The sequence below is a fragment of the Arthrobacter sp. P1_D4 genome, from assembly GCF_056406115.1.
Window position 1 is genome coordinate 649,601 of record NZ_JBFUAU010000002.1, and the last position, 20,145, is coordinate 669,745.

Genomic DNA, 20,145 nt, shown 5'->3' on the forward strand with positions numbered 1-20,145 from the left:
CGGCCGGCACTAGTGGCCGATCGAGTCCAGGGACGCCGGAATGCTGTCCAGGTAACCCTTGATGTTGCGGGCGGTCTCCTGCACGGAGTCACCGCCGAATTTTTCCGCGACCGCTTCGGCGATCACGAGGGCCACCATGGCCTCGGCCACCACACCGGCGGCCGGCACGGCACAGACGTCGGAGCGCTGGTGGTGGGCCTTGGCGGCCTCCCCCGTGCTGACGTCGACCGTCCTGAGCGCGCGGGGCACGGTGGCGATCGGTTTCATGGCGGCACGGACGCGCAGGACATCGCCAATGCTCATGCCGCCCTCGATCCCGCCTGCGCGGTTGGAGGTACGGATGATCTTGCCGTCCGCGTCTTTGACGATCTCGTCGTGGGCGGCGGAGCCGCGGCGCGCGGCGGTCAGGAAGCCGTCGCCGACTTCAACGCCCTTGATGGCCTGGATGCCCATGAGGGCGGCCGCCAGACGCGAGTCGAGGCGCCGGTCCCAGTGCACGTAGCTGCCGAGTCCCGGGGGGAGTCCGTAGGCAAGCACTTCGACGACGCCGCCGAGGGTTTCGCCTTCCTTGTGCGCGACGTCGACCTCGGCCACCATGGCGTCCGAGGTTTCGCGGTCGAAGCAGCGCAGCGGGTCGGCATCCAGGGCGAGCACGTTGCCCGGCACCGGCAGCGGCCGGCCCTCCGGCACGGCGACGCTGGCGATGGATACGGTGTGGGAGACGAGCTCGATGCCGAGCTGCTTGAGGAAGGCCGCGGCGACCGTGCCGAGTGCCACCCTCGTGGCCGTCTCGCGGGCGCTGGCGCGCTCCAGGACCGGGCGGGCCTCGTCGAAGCCGTATTTCTGCATGCCGGTGAAGTCTGCGTGGCCGGGCCGCGGGCGCGTCAGCGGGGCGTTCCGGGCCTGGTCGGCCAGGATTTCGGGCTCCACGGGATCGGAGGACATGATCTGTTCCCACTTGGGCCATTCGGTGTTGCCGACCTGGATGGCGACGGGGCCGCCCTGGGTCAGGCCGTGGCGGACTCCGCCGAGGATCGTGACCACGTCCTGCTCGAATTTCATCCGGGCGCCGCGGCCATAGCCGAGCCGGCGGCGGGCCAGCGCCTCGCTGATGTGGGCGCTGGTGAGTTCCACACCGGCGGGCACGCCTTCAATTATTCCGACCAGTGCCGGGCCATGGGATTCTCCGGCAGTCAACCAACGCAACATACATTCCATCCTGCCATGTCGGGCGGTTAGAACACCCGTCGGGGCGCCCCGACTGCGTCACACATCACATCTGTGACACCGGCAGGGAGGGCCCCGCCCAGCCCGGTGAAGTGCCGTACCTGCTCCACCGCCTGGTAGATCAGCATTTCCAGGCCGGGGACCACCGTTCCGCCGGCTTCCTGCCAGACCGCGGCGATCCGGCTGGGCCATGGATCATAGGCGACGTCCAGGAGGACGCCCGGGCTGCCATGCGGAGGCAGTTCTCCTGGACGTTTCGCCGCCAGCTCTCCGGCCAGTTCACCGGCCAGTGCGTCTGCAGCGCGGGGCGGCAGCGTGGAGATGACCACGTCGGCCGCGGCGACGGCGGCTGCCGCCCCGGCGAGGGGAAGCACCCGGACGGGGACGCCGACGGCGGCGGAGGCCGCGCGGGCCTCCGCCGCGCGGCTGACATCGCGGACGAACACTTCGGCGGACACCGCCCCCAGTTCCTTGAGCGCCGCGATGGCTGCTGCCGCGGTCCCGCCCCCGCCGAGGATCACGGCGGTGGGCGCCGAGGCTGCCCCCGCGTGCCGGAGCGCGTTGACGATCCCGGTGACGTCGGTGTTGTACGCGACCAGTCGCGTGTGGCCGGCACTGCCGCCGTCTGATTCGAACGCAACCGTGTTGACGACCCCGAGTGCGCGCCCCACGCCCCGGACCTCGTCCACTTCCGCCACCATGGCCGATTTGAGCGGCATGGTGACCGACAGGCCGCGCCAGGAACCGTCAGCGCGCACCTCGTCCCTGACCTGCCTCATAAAATCGGGCAGGGCGGCCTCGGTCACGTCAATGGCGGAGTAGGCGATATCCACGCCCAGGTGGGCGTACGCGGCCCGGTGCAGCGCGGGCGACTTCGAATGGCTGATGGGATGCCCGAGGACGGCCGCCCGCAGCGTCATACGCAGCGTCCCGGGTTGGCCTCGCACCAGGCGTTGTACTGCGCCACGTAGCCGTTGTGTTCCGCGAGCGTCTTGGAGAACTTGGTCTCCTTGGTGTCCAGGTTGATGGTGACCCAGTAGAGGAAGCTGTTGGACTTGGGCTTGGCGGCGGCGTCAATGGCCGTCTTGCCGGGGGAACCGATGGGGCCGGCGGGCAGCCCCTGGTTGGCGTAGGTGTTGTACGGGTTCGACTTGTCAGCCTTCTGGGCCTCGTCGATGTGGAAGCTGCGGATGCCCAGGCCGTAGGTGACGGTGGCATCGGACTGGATGAGCCCGTTGGTCTCGGTGTTGTTGGGCTTGAGGCGGTTGTAGATGGCGCCGGCGACGTCACCATATTCGGCTTGGCCGCCTTCGGCCTGGACGATGCTGGCCACGGTCACGACGTCGTACTGTTTCGCGGGATCGGTAACGCCCTGGGCCTTGAGTTCATCCTGGGTGCTGCCGACGAGCTTCTGCAAAATGTCTTTGGCGGAGGAGCCCAACGGGAAGCGGTACTCCCCCGGCGCCAGGTAGCCCTCGAGGTTCTTGGCTTTGGCCGGGACGCCGAACTGCGCGGGCGCATCGCTGAGCGCTTTCAGATCCTGAACAGGAATCCCGGTGCCCTCGGAAATCGCCTGCAGGGATTCGCCGATCCGCAGCCCGGCGCTGAGCGCAAAGTACATGACCTTGCTCTGGCCCTTGTTGAGCAGGACATCCACGGCATCGGAGTTCTTCATTTCCTGGCGCATCGAGAACGTGCCGGGGTTCAGGGCACCGCCGGATGCGGTGAACTCCTTGAGGAAGGTGTCCGCGTTGGCCACGACCTTTTTCGACTGAAGTTCGGTGGCCACGGACCGCGTTCCGGCGCCGGGTTCGACCGTGATGGTGACCTCACCGGTTCCGGGGCCTGGGTAGTCGGCCATGGTGTCCCCGCCCAGGAGGGGCTTGAGGAACTGTGCGCCGACGGCGATTGCGACGACGAAGACCGTCAGGGTCAGCACCAGTGCCAGGAAGCGGCGCCGCCGGCGGACCTTCTTGGACGGTCCCTTGTCGTAGCGGACCGCTCCGGCCATCAACTCCTCGCCCGGGTCGCCGTGGTACTCGGCCTCCGGGTGCGGCTGTGCCTGGGGGTCAACGGAGCTGTCGTAGAGATGGTGGGCCGCGTCGTGGGGGTGCGGAGCGTAGCCATCGTGGACGCCGGCGTCATGGGCAGCCGCATCGTGGCTGGCCCCGTGGCCGAGCCGGCCCGCTGACGCATAGACGACGTCCTCGTGGCCAGCGTCTTCGCGGACGGGCTCGTCGCGGGAAGGTACTTCGTGGACTGGTACATCACGGACAGGGATCAGCTGCGTGAAGTCTTCGTGCACGCCTTCTTCGCGCACGGACTCTTCACGCACGGCTTCTTCACGCACGGCTTCTTCGCGCACGGGCTCTTCACGCACGGCTTCTTCGTGCACGGGCTCTTCACGAATGGCTTCTTCGTGCACTGTCGGTGCCGCGTCGGGAAGTTCCGGTGCGGCCTGCGGCAGTTCGCTGTCTTGTGCCTGTTCCTGTGCCGGTGCCGTTGCCGGCGTCGGAACGTCCGGTCCCGTCTCAAAAGCCTGCGGCGGGATCACGTTGTGGCCCTGGGTGGCCAGAAGCTTTTCCCGGGCCCGGATTTCTTTGCGCGTCAGCGGTCGGCCGGCGCCACCAAGGGCGTCACCGGAGGAGTCATCACTGTTGACCGGGCTCACTGTAGCCTTCCATTTTCTGAAGAGTGCGTCTGTACTGCCGGGCCGGTCTGTGCGCCGCCTCCGGTCGGCCCCGGCGCAGACTCCGCGTACACGCGGTTTCCGACCTCCGTTCCCCTGGCCTTTTGCATATCAATCGCATGTTGCAGAATACCTGCCGCCGCAACCTGATCAACAACTGTACGGTGATTCCTGCTGCTCATGCCAGCTTCGTGCAGGTTGCGGTGGGCGCTCACGGTGCTGAGCCGCTCGTCAACCAGGCGCACGGGCACCTCGGATCCGGCGTCCTGCAGGGCCAGTACCAGCAGCTGTGCGTACTCGGTCGCCATCCTGGCGGAGGCGTGCTCTTCGCCCTTCATGGTGCGCGGCAGTCCCACGAAAATCTCCACGGCGTCCAGCTCCGCGGCCAGGGCAGCCAGGATTCGCACGTCAGTGTTCTTCTTCACGTTCCGCGCCAGCGTGCGCAGCGGCGTCGCCAGGATTCCGTCGGGGTCGCAGACGGCCACCCCCACACGGACGGTGCCGACGTCCACCCCGAGCTTCACGCCCCGGGGGTAGACGCCGGCCACAGCAGCTTCAGACACGTGGGATCCGCTATCGCCTGGTAATGGCGTCCACGACGGCGCCGAGGGCAGCACCGACCTTGGCTGCGTCGGTCCCGCCGCCCTGGGCGACGTCGTCCTTGCCGCCACCGCCGCCGCCGAGGATGCCTGCGGCGAGGCGCACCAGGGCACCGGCCTTGACTCCGGCTGCCCGGGCGGCTTCGTTGGTGGCGACCAGGATCACGGGACGGTCGTTGCTGACTCCGGCCACCGCGACGGCGGCGGCCTCGGACCCGAGACGCGTCCGCAGGTCCAGGGCCAGGCCGCGCAGGTCGTCCGCGCCGCTGACCTGGCCGGCGTCGTGCGCGATGACCTTGACGCCGGCGGCATCCTGGGCGGTGCCGACCAGCTGGGCTGCGGCGGCAGTGAGCTGCTCTTTGCGCAGCCGCTCAAGTTCCTTCTCGGCCGTCTTGAGCTTGGTCAGGGTGTTGGAAATCCGGTCCGCGAGCAGCCCGGAGGGAACCTTCAGCATTTCCGTGAGCTCGGTGACGAGCGCCCGCTCCGCGGCCAGGTGCCGGAACGCGTCCATGCCCACGAAGGCTTCGACACGGCGGTTTCCTGAGCCGACCGACTGTTCGCCGAGCAGGGACAGGCTGCCGATCAGCGAGGTGTTCTCGACGTGGGTGCCGCCGCAGAGTTCCCGGGACCAGGCGCCGTCGATTTCCACAACGCGGACCTCGTTGCCGTAGTTCTCGCCGAACAATGCCATGGCGCCGAGCGCCTTGGCCTCGGCAAGCCCCATGATCTTGGTCTCCACCCGGAAGTTGTTGCGGATGGCGATGTTGGAGACTTCCTCGATCTCGGACCGGGTGGCGGCGCTCAGGCCCTCACCCCAGGCGAAGTCGAATCGCAGGTAGCCGGCCTTGTTGAAGGAGCCGCGCTGCAGGGCTTCCGGGCCGAGGATCTGGTGCAGGGCAGCGTGCACAATGTGCGTGCCGGTGTGGGCCTGCTCCGCGGCGTGGCGGCGTTCCCGGTCCACGGCGGCCTGAACCAGCGAGTCGGCACCGATTTCGCCTTCGCGGACGATTGCCTTGTGGACACTGAGGCCCTTGACGGGGCGCTGGACATCCAGGACCTCGACGACGAAGCCGTCGCCGGTGATCAGCCCGGTGTCGGCAGCCTGGCCGCCGGCTTCGGCGTAGAACGGCGTCTCGGCCAGGACCAGTTCGATTTCATCGCCGGTGGAGGCCTGGGCGACCTTCCGGCCGCCGGAGAGGATGCCGCGGACCTTGGACTCGCCCTGGAGCTCGGTGTAGCCGGTGAAGACTGTCTCGCCGGCGGACAGCAGCTCCTGGAACGCGCTGAGGTCAGCGTGCGACCCCTTCTTGCCCTTGGCGTCGGCCTGGGCGCGCTGGCGCTGCTCGAGCATGAGCTTGCGGAACTCGGGCTCGTCGACTTTCAGCCCGGCCTCTTCGGCCATTTCCAGGGTCAGGTCGATCGGGAAGCCGTAGGTGTCATGCAGGGCAAAGGCGTCGGCGCCGGAGAGCGGCTGGTTGGCGGCCTTGGATTCCTTGACGGCGTCCTCGAGGCGGGCGGTGCCGGAGGCGATGGTGCGCAGGAACGCCTTCTCTTCGGCGTAGGCAATCCGGCTGATGCGTTCGAAGTCGGTCTCTACGATCGGGTAGACACCCTTCATGGCGTCCCGCGAGGCGGGCAGCAGTTCCGGCAGGCACGCCTTTTCGACGCCGAGCAGGCGCATGGAGCGGACGGCCCGGCGGATCAGGCGGCGCAGCACGTAGCCGCGGCCCTCGTTGGAGGGGGTCACGCCGTCGGCGATCAGCATGAGGGCCGAGCGGATGTGGTCGGCAACGACGCGCATGCGGACGTCGTCCGTGTGGTGCGGGTCCTCGGCGGACTCCGCGGAGGTGTACTCCCGGCCGGAGAGTGCCGCGGCCCGGTCGATCACGGGGCGGACCTGGTCCGTTTCGTACATGTTCTCGACGTCCTGGAGGATCATCGCGAGGCGCTCCATGCCCAGGCCCGTGTCGATGTTCTTCTTGGGCAGCTCTCCGGTGATGTCGAAATCCACCTTCGAGCGGACGTTGTCGATCTGGTACTGCATGAACACGAGGTTCCAGATCTCGACGTAGCGGTTTTCATCGGCGATGGGGCCGCCCTCGACGCCGTAGGACGGGCCGCGGTCGTAGTAGATCTCCGAGCAGGGACCGGCGGGGCCGGGCTGGCCGGTGGACCAGTAGTTGTCGGACTTGCCCATGCGCTGGATCCGCTCGGCCGGCATGCCGGTGTTCTTCAGCCACAGCTGCTCGGCCTCGTCGTCCTCTTCATAGACGGTGACCCAGAGCCGCTCCGGCGGCAGTCCGTACCCGCCGTCGTCCACGCTGGTGGTCAGGAGCTCCCACGCGAACTTGATGGCGTCTTCCTTGAAGTAGTCGCCAAAGGAGAAGTTGCCGCACATCTGGAAGAACGTGCCGTGGCGGGCGGTTTTGCCCACTTCCTCGATGTCACCGGTCCGGATGCACTTCTGCACACTGGTGGCCCGCTGGTAGGGGGCCTCCTCACGGGCGGTCAGGTACGGGATGAACGGGACCATGCCGGCCACCGTAAACAGCAGGGACGGGTCGCTGGAGACCAGGGAGGCGGAGGGCACGGCGGTGTGCCCCTTGCTGACAAAAAAGTCGATCCAGCGCTTGGTGATCTCCTGCGACTTCATGAGCTGTTTTCTTACCCTTCAATATTCACTGCGTTAGGTGGCCCGCGTCTGTGCTGCGCGGGACAAGCTGAGGACCGGCATTGATCCGGGCCCGTCAATCTGGTGCCCGTCACCGGGGGCGTCGGCGCACCGTCGCCCCCGGTGACGGGCACCTTACTTACTAATTCTCTCCCGGCTAGCGCCGGACCGCATCCCGGCGGGCGACAGTGCCGCCGGCAGCGAGGTCCGTTGCCGTCTCGATCCCGAGGGCCGTGCGGAGTTCTGACTCCCGCTCGCCCATGCCATCGCGGACGGCATCGGCGAAGTCGAGCAGGCCGTCCGCCAGCCGTCCGACGGCCCGGTTCAGGCCTTCGGGGCCGAGGGCGGACTGCGCTTCGGTGACTTTGCGGAAGGCGATGACGCCGATCGCGACGCCGATTCCCATCCAGATGATTCTGTTCATGTCAGGTGCTCCCGGAGGGTTTAGCGGCTGCGGCGGCCGGTGGCGGGCTTTTTGCGGGTGCTGAAGGCGGAGCGCACGCCGTAGCTGAAGGCTGCCACCTTGATCAGCGGCGAGCCCACGGTGGCGGCCATGAGCGAGGACAACGCCGAGATGTTGGCGGAGGCGTCCGAGACGTTCGAGGAGATGCCGTCAACCTTCTTCAGCTGCTCGTTAGTGGTGGTCACCGTGGCGGTGACCTCGTCCATGAGCGGGGTGGCGCCGTCGCTGATGGAGCGGATGGTGGTCCGCATTTCGTCGAACACTCCCCCGAGCTTCAGGATCGGCACGGCGAGCAGCAGGACCAGCAGTGCAAACACTCCAGCCGCGATCAGGCCGGCAATATCGCCACCAGACATAGACACTCATCTCCTTGAACTGCAGTGGATACCTGCTTGTTGCGTCGGGCTCCGACGGTTTCGACCGCCGGGCGGAACCGGCTCCCGGGGAACTCCCCCAAGTACCTTACATACAAAGAAGCCCGCGGCGCTTGCCACGGGCTTCTTTGTAGGTGATGCCTTTTGAATTAGCGTGCGTAGAATTCCACGACGAGCTGCTCTTCGCAGGTCACGGGGATCTCGGAGCGCTTGGGGCGACGCACCAGGCGGGCCTGCAGGGCGTCAAGCTTGACGTCCAGGTAAGCCGGAACGATCGGCAGGACGTCGCGGTGAGCGCCGGCTGCTGCAACTTGGAACGGAGGCATGGTCTCGCTGCGGCTGTGAACGTGGACCAGCTGGCCCTCGCCGACGCGGAAAGACGGGCGGTCAACGCGGATGCCGTCAACGAGGATGTGGCGGTGCACAACCAGCTGGCGGGCCTGGGCGATGGTGCGGGCGAAGCCGGCACGCAGCACGAGGGCGTCGAGACGCATTTCGAGCAGTTCGATCAGGTTTTCACCGGTCAGACCCTTGGTGCGGCGTGCTTCTTCGAAGGCACGGGTCATCTGGGCTTCGCGGATGCCGTACTGGGCGCGCAGACGCTGCTTTTCGCGCAGACGTACGGCGTAGTCGGAGTCCTGCTTCTTGCGGGCACGGCCATGCTCACCGGGGCCGTACGGGCGGCGCTCCATGTACTTGGCGGCCTTGGGGGTCAGAGCGATGCCGAGTGCACGCGAAAGGCGTGCGGTACGGCGAGCACGAGTGTTGTTAGCCACTTGTGTCCTTCCAATATCTGCGGTGTGTCAGTGTTACTGGCCTCCACGATGGAGAGCATCGGCCAACCGCTGCCTTTTGCTACTGGGCACAGGGCAACCCTCATCGAACCGAAGTTTCCATGGATTGTGCGTCCGTGCCTTGCCAGACAACGGTCCAGCCTACCAGATCCGGCCGGCGGACCGAAGTCAGATTCTGGCGTGCGCTCCCCGGACACCGCTGCGCCCGAAGGACGCCGCGCCCAGGAATTCCACGGCCACGAACGGTTTCGGGCCCACCACCCATTCGTCGTGTCCCGGCGGAATCGCGTAGGTGTCGTTGGCGTGGATCGTGGAGCGCAGCCCTTCGGCCGTTTCGACTTCCATTTCACCGGAGATGCAGAAGCCGAGATGGTGGTGCAGGCAGACGTCGGTCCGCTCGTAGGGTCTGGTGTTCTCCGACCACCGCCAGCCCGGGCCCAGGATCAGCCGGGCCACCGAGTAGTCGTTCACTGTGCAGAGGTCGAATTCGGCCTTGTCCGGGCACCGTTTCTTGTCCGGCACATCGAAGGACTTCACTGCCATGGCTGTAACGAAGTTGATACTCATGGGACACCTGCCGGGGACGGGACGGGAACGCTCGCGCTGGATGAGCTGGGATGGAGCGAAGCCAGCTGCCGTTCCGGGGTCCGGAACGAGGGAGCCAGCGATGTGACCGCGCTGTCCCCTGCGCCGCACGGACGGTCAGCAGATCCATGCCGCCGTAATTCCACGTTAGACCTCTTGGCCCCTATGTCAACGGCGGATTCCGGCGCCACCGGGCGCCGCCGACCAGCCGCAGGTCACGGGCGTTCACTTGCCGCCCACGTGCCTTTCAGGTGCCGCGGATGATCCTCCGAAGCCGCTCGAGCCGGGTGGCGATGTCGCGTTCGGCCCCGTTGCCGGTGGGTTCGTAGTAGTTGCGCCCGACGAGGTCGTCCGGCGGGTATTGCTGCGTGGCGACGGCGTGCGGGGCATCGTGGGCGTATTTGTAGCCCTTGCCGTGGCCGAGCTGTTTCGAGCCCGGGTAGTGGGCGTCGCGAAGGTGGGCGGGGATGCCGTTCCCGAGCCCGGCGCGGACGTCGGCGATCGCCTGGTTAATGCCCATGTACGCGGCGTTGGACTTCGGCGCGGTGGCCAGATGCACCACAGCTTCGGCGAGGATGATGCGGCCTTCCGGCATGCCGATCAGCTGTACGGCCTGGGCCGCCGCGACGGCGGTCTGCAGCGCAGTCGGGTCAGCCATGCCGACGTCCTCAGCCGCCGAGATCACGATCCTGCGGGCCACGAACCGGGGGTCCTCGCCCGCCTCCAGCATCCGGGCCAGGTAGTGCAGCGCGGCGTCGACGTCGGAACCCCGGATCGACTTGATGAACGCGCTGGCGACGTCGTAATGCTGGTCCCCGGCCCGGTCGTAGCGGACGGAAGCAACATCCAGGGCGCGTTCGGTGTGTTTGAGCTCGATCTTCACCGGGGCCGCCTCGGGCGCCCCGCTGGCTGTGCCGGCTACGACTGCGTCGGCGTCGTCCGCGTCCCCGAACGCGACGCCGGCCGCCGCCTCAAGCGCGGTCAGCGCACGGCGGGCATCCCCGCCGGAGAGCCGGACGAGGTGTGCCAGGGCCTCGTCGCTGAGTTCCACTTTGCCGCCGAGCCCGCGGTCATCCGTTGCGGCCCGCAGGAGAAGGCCCTCGACATCGGCGTCGGTGAGCGGTTTGAGCGTCAACAGCAGGGAGCGCGATAGCAGCGGGGAAACGACGGAGAAGGAGGGGTTTTCGGTGGTCGCGGCGACCAGGACCACCCAGCGGTTTTCGACGCCGGGCAATAGGGCGTCCTGCTGGGCCTTGTTGAAGCGGTGGATCTCATCCAGGAACAACACAGTGGTGGTTTTGAACAGGTCACGGGCGGTGAGGGCTTCGTCCATGACGCGGCGGACGTCCTTGACGCCGGCAGTGATGGCGGAGAGCTCGACGAACTTCCGCCCTGGGCCCTTGGCGATGACGTGCGCGAGCGTGGTTTTGCCGGTACCCGGAGGGCCCCAGAGGATCAGCGAACTGGGACCCGCGGGGCCGGTGGCGTCCGTGCCTGCGGCGAGCTGGCGCAGCGGCGAGCCGTGGCCGAGGAGGTGCTGCTGGCCCACCACGTCATCAAGTGTCCGAGGCCGCATCCGGACGGCGAGCGGGCTGCGCGGGGAGACCCGGCGGCTCTCGCCGGTCTGGTCAGCGTCGCCCTCATCCTCGATAGCGGCGCCGCCGTCCCGCCCTGCGCCAAAGAGATCATCCACATAGATAGGCTACTTCTAGTTCCCGCCTGCCCAGACAACCTCGTAACGGAGACCCGCGCCATGACAACACCCGACACCCGTGTGGCGTTCGTCTCCGGGGCGCGGCTGCCGGGCTGGGTGGACCGCTTCGCCGCGAGCCACGGCGCACTGGTGGAGGAGGAGCTCGACGCCGGTCTGCAGCTGCGCGCCGCCGACGGCGCCGTAGCCCTGCTCCAGGCGCCGTGGCCGGCGGACGGCCGTCCTGGGCGCGGCCGCGACGCCGTCGCCCGCCTCGCTTCCCTGGCGTCCCAGTCGCGGAGCATCGGCACCGTGCTGGTCCGCCGCGGCGGATATTCGGTGGCTGTGGTCAGCGCCGGCACCGTGCTGGCGTCCAAGACCGGCACGCGCCACGTCCAGTCGCGGACGGCTGCCGGCGGCTGGTCCCAGCAACGTTTTGCCCGGCGGCGCGCCAACCAGGCCGATGCCCTGGTGGAGGCCGTCGCCGAGCACGCCGGGCGGATTTTCGCGGAGCACCCGATCGAGTATCTGGCTCCCGGCGGCGACCGGACCCTTGCCGAGCAGGTCCTCGCCGAACCGGTTCTGAAGCAGTACGCGGCACGGCCGAGGCTGGCGGTCCTCGACGTCCCGGATCCGCGCGCCGCAGTGCTGAAGAAGGCGGCCGCGGACCTGTGCGCGGTGCGGATCCTGGTGACGGATCCGCAGGCGTAGGATAATCCGCCGTTCCATCCCCCAATGTATACAGATGGAATGACGGCCTCTTCGCTATCCGGCTACCGGACGCCGCGGCTACTCTTCCGGCGCCAGAGTGACGGTGACGCCGTCGAGGGCGAATTCGCCATGATGGACTCCCCCGGCCGTTCGGCGTCAGACGCCGGCCGCGCGGGTTACACCGCGATCGGCGGCGAGTTTGGCGACGTCGCGTCCCGCCCGGTAGCCGAACACCAGGGCCGGGCCGATGTGGGAGCCGTAGCCAGGGTAGCCGCCGCCGAAGACGCTGACCGCTGCCGCACCGACGGCGATCAGGCCGGGAACGGCGGTTCCCTCCTCGGTAACTACCTCGGAGCGTTCGTTGACGCCGATGCCGGCGAATGTGCCCAGGTCGCCAATCTGGATCTTGGCCGCATAGTACGGGCCCCTGCCGACAGGGGCCAGATTGGGGTTCGGCTTGTGTTCCATATCGCCGCGGAAGTGGTTGTACAGGGTGGAGCCACGGCCGAACGCCGGGTCCTCGCCGCGTTCCGCTGCCGGATTGAACCCGGCCACAGTCTCCTTCAAACCCGCGGCGTCGATGCCGAGCTTGCCTGCCAGCTCCGCCAGGGTGTCCCCCTTGACCAGGTAGGCCGTTTTGTAGAAGTAGCCGCGCGGCATCGGCCAGGGCTTGGCATAGCCGATGCCGTACTTGTGCATCGTCCTGGCGTCACCAATCACATACCCGAACGTCTTGTCCTCGTCCTTGTTGTGCTCGATCATGGCCCCGCCGAAGTCGTGATAGCTCAGGGCTTCGTTCCCGAAGCGCTTGCCGTGACGGTCGACGGCGATCAGTCCCGGCAGCCCGATGGCCCGCAGGTGCGGGAAGAGGCGCTCTTTACCGCTGAGGTACTTGAAGACAGTTACCGGCGCCCAGGACCCCACACTGAACACCGAGTTGTCGATGTGCCCGCCCACGCTGATTGCCAGGGTGGCAGCGTCACCGCCGTGGCCCACGGTCGGGGTGAAGTGGTCGTCACCGTCGGCGTCGTGCGGGAAGTACCGCTTCCGCAGTTCCTTGTTGCCGGAGAAACCACCGGCAGCGAGGATAACGCCGAGCCGTGCGGCCACAGTCGCGGCGTGGTCTCCCCCAATGACCGCTCCGGTGATAGTGCCGGCGTCGTCCCTGGTCAGGGAGAGGACAGGAGATGAATTCCAGAGTCGCACTCCCAAGTCATCGGCGCTCTTGACCATGCGGGTCATCAGCGCGTTGCCGTTGGAACGCAGGACCGGCCGCTTATAGCGGGCGGCATCGGCCCAGGTGCGCAACAACTTCTTCGCCACGTAGACGAACGACTTGACCGACTGGTTGACGTGGAAGAACTCGTTGATGTCCGGACCCACCTGTGGCATGTAGCCAAAGACAGTGTAGGAACTCATGTAGGGCTGCATCAGGAGCCGCTTGTCCCCCAGCACGCGTGCGTCGACATCCTGCGGCAGTATTGCCCGCCCTGAGAGTTTCGCGCCGGGCAGGTCCATCTTGTAGTCCGGCGACTTCTCCGGGTAGGTGAACTTCACGTCGGTCTCGTTCTCGAAGAAGGCGATGGCCTCCGGCACGGTATCCAGGAAGTCACGGACGCCGGTCTGGTTGAACGTCTCCGGCGCCAGGCTTCGCAAGTAGGTCTCCGCTGCCTCGCGGGTATCGCCCTGCTCTACGCCCTGCTTGTTGCCGGGGACCCACGCCCAGCCCGCGGAGATCGCCGTCGTGCCGCCGAAATACTGCTCCTTCTCGGCCACAATCACGTTCAGGCCTTGCGAGGCGGCCTTCAACGCTGCGGCCATTCCGGCCGCACCGGAGCCGATGACGAGGACATCACAGAGGACGGGTATATTCATGGTTTTGCTCCGTTCAGTCGGCCGCGCGCTTCGCTGCGGCAGCCGGGGTTGAATGCTAGTCCCCCAGTAGAGCCGGTGACGGCCAGCCCCGTGAGCAGGATTACCATTGAGCGGGAATATGGTTCCCTGAGGAGGGCGTGTGGCGAATTCCCCATCGGGCGAGTCGATCATCGGACGATTCGTCAGAATCGTCAGCGCCTTCGACGACAGCCACACCTCCATGAGCGTCGCCGAACTGGGTCGCCGCACCGGACTGCCGGTGACCACCACCTACCGCCTCGTTAACGAACTCCTCCTCGAGCGGCTTCTTGAGCGCGAACCTGGAGGTGACATCCATATCGGAACGCGGATGTGGGAACTCGTTTCCCGAGGGTCCAAGATGCTGGGGCTGCGGGAGGCCGCCTTGCCGTTCATGGAGGACGTCCAGGCCGTGGTGCAGCACTCCACCACCCTGGGCATCCTTGATTCAGACGAGGTCCTGTATATCGAGCGGCTGGGCTCCGACAAGACCATTGTGGACATCACCAAGATCGCCGGCCGCCTCCCCGTCCATGCGACGTCCTCCGGACTGGTCCTGCTGGCCCACTCCCCCGCCGCCTACCAGGACCGCATCCTTGCCCGGCCCCTGACGAAGTTCACCGAAACCACCCTGACCGATCCCGCTTTGCTGCGCCGGCACCTGGCCGAGATCAGGCAACGCGGCTTCGCTGCCATGCCCGGCGTGATCGTGCCGGAGTCCAGCGGCATCGCGGTCCCCGTCTTCGGCCCGGACAACACCATCCGCGCCGCACTCAGCGTGGTGGTGCCGCGCAACGAGGAGAACGCGGCCGCCCGCGTACCCGTCCTGATGGCTGCCGCGCGGGGCATTTCGCGGGCCCTCGGCTGGCAGGGAGAACTCAAGGGAACCCTCCGCCAAAGCCACTAAGGCATTCCATTTCCGTTCATCGGGAATCGCGTGGTTGCCGTCACAGACTCACTGTCACTCTGGCTTAGTCGCAGCGAAGATGCTGCAGGAGCACGAGGAGCACCACATGAACCCCACACAGAGCCGCGTGGCCGGAAAGACCGCCATCGTCACCGGCGGCCGCGGAGATCTGGGCGGCGCCACCGCCGCCCTGCTGGCCGAGCACGGCGCGAAGGTCGCCAGCCTCGACGTTGCCGGCATCCCGGCCGGCGCCACTCACGAAAACATCAGCGAGTACGACGTCGACGTCACCAGCGAGGACAGCGTCGCCGAGACGATCCGCCGCGTCACCGACGACCTCGGCGCCCCCGACATCCTGGTCAACGCCGCCGGCATCATCGGCCCGGCCGGCGCGTCCCACACCGCCACCGTCTCTGACTTCGACACGATCTTCGACGTCAACGTCAAGGGCGTCTGGCTGATGACCAAGCACGTGGTCCCGGGAATGATCGAGAAGGGCGCCGGCAGCATCATCAACTTTTCGTCCATCCATGGCATCACGGGCGGCCGGAACGTGCCGCTCTACCACGCCACGAAGGGCGCCGTCCGGCTGCTGAGCAAGTCCGATGCGGCAGCCTACGGCAGCCACGGCATCCGGGTGAACTCCATCCATCCAGGTTCCATGAACACCCGGATGAGCCGCCGCTCCGCCGAACAGTCCGAGATCGGCGCGGAACAGTATTACAAGCAGCTCGTCGGCTCCAATCCGCTGCCCCGGCAGGGCGAACCGGACGAAATCGCCTACGGCGTCCTGTACCTGGCCTCGGACGAATCCCGCTTCACTACGGGTTCGGAACTCGTGATCGACGGCGGCTACACCGCCGTCTGACCTCTCCACCCCTGACCTGCCGCCCTTGCCCCAGTTTCCCGGAGCGGCTTACCGGCCGCGCAGGAACTTCTTCATTCCCTGAAAGGCATCACCTATGAAATTCGTCCATGGAACCGACCTGGACCGCTACGACGTCGTCGTCGTCGGCTCCGGCGCCGGCGCCCTCACCGCGGCTGCCACCGCCGCACGTGCCGGCAAGTCCGTCGTCGTCCTGGAAAAGAGCGCCCTGCTGGGCGGCACCTCTGCCGTCTCCGGCGGCATGCTCTGGGTCGCCGACAACCACTACGCCCGGGAAGCCGGGATCGCCGATTCGAAGGAAGCGGCCGCCGAGTATGTCCGCGCCGTGGCGCGGGGCCGTGGGCGGGAAGAGCTCCTGGACGCCGCCCTGAACTACGGCGGCACGATGCTCCGCTTCGTCGAAGAGGAATGCGGCGTCCGCTTCATTTTCCTCAACAACTTCCCGGACTACCGCCAGGACCTGCCCGGCGCAATGGAGGGTGGCCGCACGGTGGAGCCCGAACTGTTCAACAGCAAGGAAGCCCTCGGCGCGCTCACCTCCCATGTCCGCACCGACGGCCGCGCCCCGTTCACGATGCAGGAATATGAAAACTGGGGAGCGTTCACCAAGTTCCCCTGGGATGACCTCGGCCAGCGCCAGGCCGACGGGCTCGTGGCCAAGGGCCAGGCCCTCGTGTCCATGCTCCTGGCTAGTCTGGTCCGCGACGGCGCCGCACTCGTCACGGGTGCCCGCGGCCACCGGCTGCTCACGGACGGCGGCCGGGTGACCGGGGTCGAACTCGAATCCGGCGACATCTTCCAGGCGAACGACGGCGTGGTGCTGGCCACCGGCGGCTTCGAATGGGACAAGGCACTGGCCGACTCCATGCTTGCCTCACGGCTGTACACAATGTGCTCGCCGCCCTCGAACACCGGCGACGGCCTGCGGATGTCACAGCGGATCGGCGGCCAGACCCGCGGCACCCGTGAAGCCTGGTGGGCGCCAATGTCCATTACCGGCGACACCCGCGACGGGCAGCCGATCGGGACCCTGCTCCGCTTCGAACGCCAGGGCCCGGGCTCGCTCATGGTCAACCGCCACGGCCGTCGCTTCGCCAACGAATCCCAAAACTACAACGACCTCGCCCGCAGCCTGCAGTCCTGGGATTCCGCCAGGAACCAGAGCCTCAACACCCCCGCGCATGTGATCGTGGACCACGCCTACATGGAGCGCTACGGCATCTTGGCACACCGCGCAGGCCAGCCCACCCCCGCCTACCTGATCGAGGCTCCGACGCTGGAGGAGCTCGCGGCGAAAATCGGCGTCCCGGCCGAAAGCCTGGCCGCCACGATGGCCAGGTTCAACGAGTTCGCCGTCAAGGGCGAGGACCCCGATTTCGGCCGGGGCGAAAGCGCGTACGACAAATACTGGGGCGACGACGAGAACCCCTACCCGAACCCGTCCCTCGGTCCGCTGCAGACCGGACCGTTCTACGCCATGGAAGTGGTCAACGGCGCGTTCGGCACGAACGGCGGCGTCGCCACCGATGGCCGGGCCCGGGTCCTGGACGTGGACAACCGCCCCATCGAGGGCCTCTATGCCGCCGGCAACACCACCGAAAACGCCTACGCCGCAGGGTACCCGGGTGCCGGCGCGACGCTCGGCCCGATCATGACCATGGGCTACCTCGCCGGCCGCACCATCGCCGGACAGGACCCCGAGTTCGTCTCCGGTTCCTCGGTCCCCGCCGAACTGATAGAAGCCTGAGATGATCCGCCACACCGTCCTCTTCAAGTTCAAACCGGACTTCCCGCCCGCCGACAAGCAGGCATGGATCACAGGACTCAACAGGATGACCGGGAACATTCCCGGAATGCTCAGCCTGACCCACGGCCCGGACCTGCTCAGCACCGAGCGCTCCTTCGACTACGCCATCGTGGCGGACTTCGAAAAGGTCGAGGACATCGCGGTATACAACACGCATCCGCTTCACGAGCCGCTCAAGGCGTACTCGTTTCCCAACAGCCAGCAGATCCTCGCGGTGGACTTCCATCTTGAGGCTACGAAGCCGGCGTCCACTGAGACATCGTCGTCTTAAGGAGATCACCATGCACACTGCATCCGCCCCACGCCTGGCCGCTCGCAAAACTCCGCGGAAGGCTGCCCTGGCATCCTTCCTGGGCAGCACCCTGGAGTACTACGACTTCTTCATCTACGGGACTGCCGCTGCGCTGGTGTTCCCGCACCTGTTCTTCCCGTCCGCCGACCCTGCCATCGGACTGATCGGCGCCTTCGCCACGTTCGGCGTCGCCTACGTGGCACGGCCGGTGGGCGGGCTGGTCATGGGCCATTTCGGCGACAAGCTGGGACGCAAGAAGATCCTGCTGCTCACCCTGGGCATCATGGGCCTGGCCTCGCTCGGCATCGGCTTCCTGCCGACGTATGAACAGGTCGGCGTCTTGGCCCCGATCCTGCTCGTGGCGGGCCGGCTCGCCCAGGGCTTCTCCGCGGGTGCCGAGTCGGCGGGCGCGTCCACGCTCACGCTTGAACACTCCCCGGACGGCAAACGCGGCTTCTTCACCAGCTTCGTGATGACCGGCTACGCCTCCGGCATGGTCCTAGCCACGCTCGTCTTCATTCCAGTCACGTCCATGCCGCAGGAAGCCATGATGAGCTGGGGCTGGCGCGTCCCGTTCTGGTTCTCGATCGTGGTCCTGGGCATCGCCTACTGGGTGCGGACCCACCTGGACGAAACTCCGGTCTTCGAGGAGGCCCAGGAGCACCGGCATGTCGCCCCGATGCCGGTCAAGGACGTCCTCAAGTTCCAGGGCGCCGATGTCCTGCGTGTGATGGGAATGTCCATCATGTCCGTCATGCAGACCATCTTCACGGTCTTCGGCCTGGCGTACGCCACCTCCACGGCCGGTTTTGACCGGGCCTCCATCCTGACCGTCAACGCCGTGGCCATCGGCTTGTCGATGTTCGCCATGCCGCTGGCCGCGAAGCTCTCGGACCGAATCGGCCGGCGCCCGGTGCTGCTGACCGCCGGGATCGGCTGCTCCCTCACGATTTTCCTGTACTTCCTGGCCCTGTCCTCGGGCAACATTGTGCTGGTCTTCCTAGCCGCGTTCCTGAACATGACGGTGCTCTACTCCGGCTTCAACGGCATCTGGCCCTCGTTCTTCGCCGAGCAGTTCGCCGCCCCGGTGCGCTATACGGGCATGGCGATGGGCAATCAGCTGGGTCTGGTCCTGGCCGGCTTCGGCCCAATGATCGCTGGCATGCTCCTGACCCCGGGCATCGCCGGCTGGGTTCCCGTGGCCGTCTTCGGCACGGTCTGCATGCTGATCGCCGCCGTTTCGGTGTACTTCTGCCGTGAGACGTACAAGACCCCGATTCAGGATCTGGGCGGCCCCTACCTGGCCGGGACCGCCCGGCGCCGAGAACTGCTTGCCGGGGAAAATCTCGCCGGGCAGCAGGCTCTGCCGGCCATGCGGCTTCCCTGAACCGCCCCGACCCTGAGGAGACCCTCATGTCCAGAACCAGCCCCCGCAGCGCATTCCCGCACCGCTGGCCCATTCACGTGACCGGGCCCCGGACCTTGGGACTGCAGGGATCCACCACACAGAGACCCATGCCGTGCGTAGCCCCGGCTGCACACGGCGAGGTACCGCCGGCCGCACCTCGGACCTCCAATGGTCAACTGACTGCCTCGCCGTGGCTCGGCCTGCACTTCGAAACCGAAGACATGTAGAGTCCCGTGCTTCGCCTAAAGGCCCGTCGGCGTCTGCGGTGCCCGATTCGCTCGGGTGCCGCAGAGGCCGTTTTAGCAGCCGGTCAAATGCCGCTTGGGCCTGTCCTGACGGTAGAGGTAGCGGCCGGCTTCGCGGAAGCCGGCGCCGGCGTAAAGCCCGCGGGCACCGGCGTTGGAGGCCATGACCAGCAGCCAGTACCCCGCCAGGCCGCGGGCCCGGCCCTCGTGCAGCAGCGCCCGGACCACCCGGCCGCCATAGCCCCTACGCCGCGCATCCGGACGCGTTGCCATGCAGTACAGCCCGCCCCATCCGGGCCCGGACGGGCCGGTGTTGGGCAAGGCGAGGCGTGCGACGGCGGCCGGCGCGCCGCCGTCGTCCCGCACCAGAGCGTACAGCGAGGGGCACCCTTCGAGAATGCCGCGGGCCACGGCGAGCTCGTCCGCTCCCCCGTGGCCGTCGACGCTCCACCACAGTTCCAGCCATTCCGCCGACGGCTGGGCCGAAATTTCCACGGCAGGTTCGGGGCCGCCGGAGCCCGCGCCGGACTCCGGTCCGGACTCAGCACCCGGAACGTGGACGAGCACCAGGGTTTCGGACTGCCGGGTGAACCCTTCGGCGTCGAGCACCGCGTTGAGCGCCGCACGGCGTGGGTCCTCAAAAATTTGGAAGATGAGCGGAAGCCGCCGGCTGCGGTACCAAAGCCGGGCGTCGCGGACTGCGGCGAGCTGCCGGTGCGGATCCTCGCCGGGGTCCCTCGGCCAGACCGAGTTCGCCCGCTGGGTCACCCCTGACGCCGCCCGCAGCACCCACCCGCCGGATTCCTCGCGCTCCGCGGCAGGCCACGCTGCATCCATCAGCGTCTCCAGCCCGGGGATGGATCCAGGAATCATCCCGGGGCGCGGGTCCAGGTTCATCGAGCTA

18 protein-coding genes are annotated in these 20,145 nt (G+C 67.3%); 6 read left to right on the forward strand and 12 right to left on the reverse strand.

Annotated elements, in window-relative coordinates; genetic code table 11:
• Window positions 1-9: 9 nt before the first annotated feature.
• The 10 genes from aroC to AC1D0A_RS04060 form a co-directional block, all read right to left on the reverse strand.
• Window positions 10-1,209: a chorismate synthase gene (gene aroC, locus AC1D0A_RS04015; RefSeq protein ID WP_028276469.1), complete on the reverse strand. Its 1,200-nt coding sequence runs from the start codon at window positions 1,207-1,209 to the stop codon at window positions 10-12.
• Window positions 1,210-1,235: 26 nt separating this feature from the next.
• Window positions 1,236-2,147, reverse strand: coding sequence for a shikimate dehydrogenase (locus AC1D0A_RS04020; RefSeq protein ID WP_476945225.1), 912 nt, complete (start codon window positions 2,145-2,147; stop codon window positions 1,236-1,238).
• A complete protein-coding gene (gene mltG / locus AC1D0A_RS04025) occupies window positions 2,144-3,898 on the reverse strand; it encodes an endolytic transglycosylase MltG (RefSeq protein ID WP_476945226.1) in 1,755 nt (584 codons plus the stop codon). Before mltG ends, AC1D0A_RS04020 begins: the two co-directional genes overlap by 4 nt.
• Window positions 3,895-4,479, reverse strand: a complete 585-nt coding sequence (ruvX, locus tag AC1D0A_RS04030) for a Holliday junction resolvase RuvX (protein ID WP_243177367.1) — start codon at window positions 4,477-4,479, stop codon at window positions 3,895-3,897. Before ruvX ends, mltG begins: the two co-directional genes overlap by 4 nt.
• Window positions 4,480-4,489: 10 nt before the next feature.
• Window positions 4,490-7,168, reverse strand: coding sequence for an alanine--tRNA ligase (gene alaS / locus AC1D0A_RS04035; protein WP_476943658.1), 2,679 nt, complete (start codon window positions 7,166-7,168; stop codon window positions 4,490-4,492).
• A gap of 175 nt (window positions 7,169-7,343) precedes the next feature.
• The gene (locus tag AC1D0A_RS04040; RefSeq protein ID WP_223916699.1) at window positions 7,344-7,610 is read right to left on the reverse strand and encodes a DUF6167 family protein; all 267 of its coding nucleotides are present in this window, start codon (window positions 7,608-7,610) and stop codon (window positions 7,344-7,346) included.
• Between the two features lie 20 nt (window positions 7,611-7,630).
• Complete coding sequence (locus AC1D0A_RS04045) at window positions 7,631-8,005, reverse strand: DUF948 domain-containing protein (RefSeq protein ID WP_018773156.1); 375 nt, start codon at window positions 8,003-8,005, stop codon at window positions 7,631-7,633.
• Between the two features lie 167 nt (window positions 8,006-8,172).
• Window positions 8,173-8,799, reverse strand: a complete 627-nt coding sequence (rpsD, locus tag AC1D0A_RS04050; RefSeq protein ID WP_018773157.1) for a 30S ribosomal protein S4 — start codon at window positions 8,797-8,799, stop codon at window positions 8,173-8,175.
• Between the two features lie 186 nt (window positions 8,800-8,985).
• Complete coding sequence (locus tag AC1D0A_RS04055; protein ID WP_028276474.1) at window positions 8,986-9,384, reverse strand: cupin domain-containing protein; 399 nt, start codon at window positions 9,382-9,384, stop codon at window positions 8,986-8,988.
• A gap of 265 nt (window positions 9,385-9,649) precedes the next feature.
• Window positions 9,650-10,978, reverse strand: a complete 1,329-nt coding sequence (locus AC1D0A_RS04060) for a replication-associated recombination protein A (protein ID WP_439954081.1) — start codon at window positions 10,976-10,978, stop codon at window positions 9,650-9,652.
• A 177-nt stretch (window positions 10,979-11,155) separates the two neighbouring features.
• On the opposite strand from AC1D0A_RS04060, the gene AC1D0A_RS04065 reads away from it, so the two are divergent.
• On the forward strand, window positions 11,156-11,803 hold the full coding sequence (locus tag AC1D0A_RS04065; RefSeq protein WP_476945227.1) for an acVLRF1 family peptidyl-tRNA hydrolase: 648 nt from the start codon (window positions 11,156-11,158) through the stop codon (window positions 11,801-11,803).
• Window positions 11,804-11,959: 156 nt separating this feature from the next.
• Here AC1D0A_RS04065 and chcC2 read toward each other — a convergent pair whose 3' ends face one another.
• On the reverse strand, window positions 11,960-13,678 hold the full coding sequence (gene chcC2, locus AC1D0A_RS04070) for a 4-oxocyclohex-2-ene-1-carboxylate 5-dehydrogenase (protein WP_243177363.1): 1,719 nt from the start codon (window positions 13,676-13,678) through the stop codon (window positions 11,960-11,962).
• Window positions 13,679-13,817: 139 nt separating this feature from the next.
• Between chcC2 and AC1D0A_RS04075 the strand changes: the two genes are divergently transcribed.
• The 5 genes from AC1D0A_RS04075 to AC1D0A_RS04095 all read left to right on the forward strand — a co-directional run bounded on the left by AC1D0A_RS04075 (window position 13,818) and on the right by AC1D0A_RS04095 (window position 18,975).
• Window positions 13,818-14,603, forward strand: coding sequence for an IclR family transcriptional regulator (locus tag AC1D0A_RS04075; protein WP_243177362.1), 786 nt, complete (start codon window positions 13,818-13,820; stop codon window positions 14,601-14,603).
• A gap of 106 nt (window positions 14,604-14,709) precedes the next feature.
• Complete coding sequence (locus AC1D0A_RS04080) at window positions 14,710-15,471, forward strand: SDR family NAD(P)-dependent oxidoreductase (RefSeq protein WP_243177361.1); 762 nt, start codon at window positions 14,710-14,712, stop codon at window positions 15,469-15,471.
• A 94-nt stretch (window positions 15,472-15,565) separates the two neighbouring features.
• Complete coding sequence (gene chcC1, locus AC1D0A_RS04085; protein WP_243177360.1) at window positions 15,566-17,236, forward strand: 4-oxocyclohexanecarboxylate 2-dehydrogenase; 1,671 nt, start codon at window positions 15,566-15,568, stop codon at window positions 17,234-17,236.
• Between the two features lies 1 nt (window position 17,237).
• Entirely contained in the window at window positions 17,238-17,567 is a 330-nt protein-coding gene (locus AC1D0A_RS04090; protein ID WP_243177359.1) for a Dabb family protein, read from the forward strand.
• Window positions 17,568-17,577: 10 nt separating this feature from the next.
• Entirely contained in the window at window positions 17,578-18,975 is a 1,398-nt protein-coding gene (locus AC1D0A_RS04095) for an MFS transporter (protein ID WP_476945228.1), read from the forward strand.
• Between the two features lie 320 nt (window positions 18,976-19,295).
• On the opposite strand, the gene AC1D0A_RS04100 is transcribed toward AC1D0A_RS04095, so the two are convergent.
• Window positions 19,296-20,138 (reverse strand): GNAT family N-acetyltransferase, encoded by an 843-nt coding sequence (locus AC1D0A_RS04100; protein WP_476945229.1) that lies wholly within the window; start codon window positions 20,136-20,138, stop codon window positions 19,296-19,298.
• Between the last annotated feature and the right edge of the window lie 7 nt (window positions 20,139-20,145).

Bases quoted from the DNA above. Each gene is read 5' to 3' on its own strand.
- aroC (WP_028276469.1), bottom strand. From the start codon at position 1,209: ATGTTGCGTTGGTTGACTGCCGGAGAATCCCATGGCCCGGCACTGGTC.
- AC1D0A_RS04020 (WP_476945225.1), bottom strand. From the start codon at position 2,147: ATGACGCTGCGGGCGGCCGTCCTCGGGCATCCCATCAGCCATTCGAAG.
- alaS (WP_476943658.1), bottom strand. From the start codon at position 7,168: ATGAAGTCGCAGGAGATCACCAAGCGCTGGATCGACTTTTTTGTCAGC.
- AC1D0A_RS04040 (WP_223916699.1), bottom strand. From the start codon at position 7,610: ATGAACAGAATCATCTGGATGGGAATCGGCGTCGCGATCGGCGTCATC.
- AC1D0A_RS04045 (WP_018773156.1), bottom strand. From the start codon at position 8,005: ATGTCTGGTGGCGATATTGCCGGCCTGATCGCGGCTGGAGTGTTTGCA.
- AC1D0A_RS04055 (WP_028276474.1), bottom strand. From the start codon at position 9,384: ATGAGTATCAACTTCGTTACAGCCATGGCAGTGAAGTCCTTCGATGTG.
- AC1D0A_RS04060 (WP_439954081.1), bottom strand. From the start codon at position 10,978: ATGCGGCCTCGGACACTTGATGACGTGGTGGGCCAGCAGCACCTCCTC.
- AC1D0A_RS04065 (WP_476945227.1), top strand. From the start codon at position 11,156: ATGACAACACCCGACACCCGTGTGGCGTTCGTCTCCGGGGCGCGGCTG.
- chcC2 (WP_243177363.1), bottom strand. From the start codon at position 13,678: ATGAATATACCCGTCCTCTGTGATGTCCTCGTCATCGGCTCCGGTGCG.
- AC1D0A_RS04080 (WP_243177361.1), top strand. From the start codon at position 14,710: ATGAACCCCACACAGAGCCGCGTGGCCGGAAAGACCGCCATCGTCACC.
- chcC1 (WP_243177360.1), top strand. From the start codon at position 15,566: ATGAAATTCGTCCATGGAACCGACCTGGACCGCTACGACGTCGTCGTC.
- AC1D0A_RS04090 (WP_243177359.1), top strand. From the start codon at position 17,238: ATGATCCGCCACACCGTCCTCTTCAAGTTCAAACCGGACTTCCCGCCC.
- AC1D0A_RS04095 (WP_476945228.1), top strand. From the start codon at position 17,578: ATGCACACTGCATCCGCCCCACGCCTGGCCGCTCGCAAAACTCCGCGG.
- AC1D0A_RS04100 (WP_476945229.1), bottom strand. From the start codon at position 20,138: ATGAACCTGGACCCGCGCCCCGGGATGATTCCTGGATCCATCCCCGGG.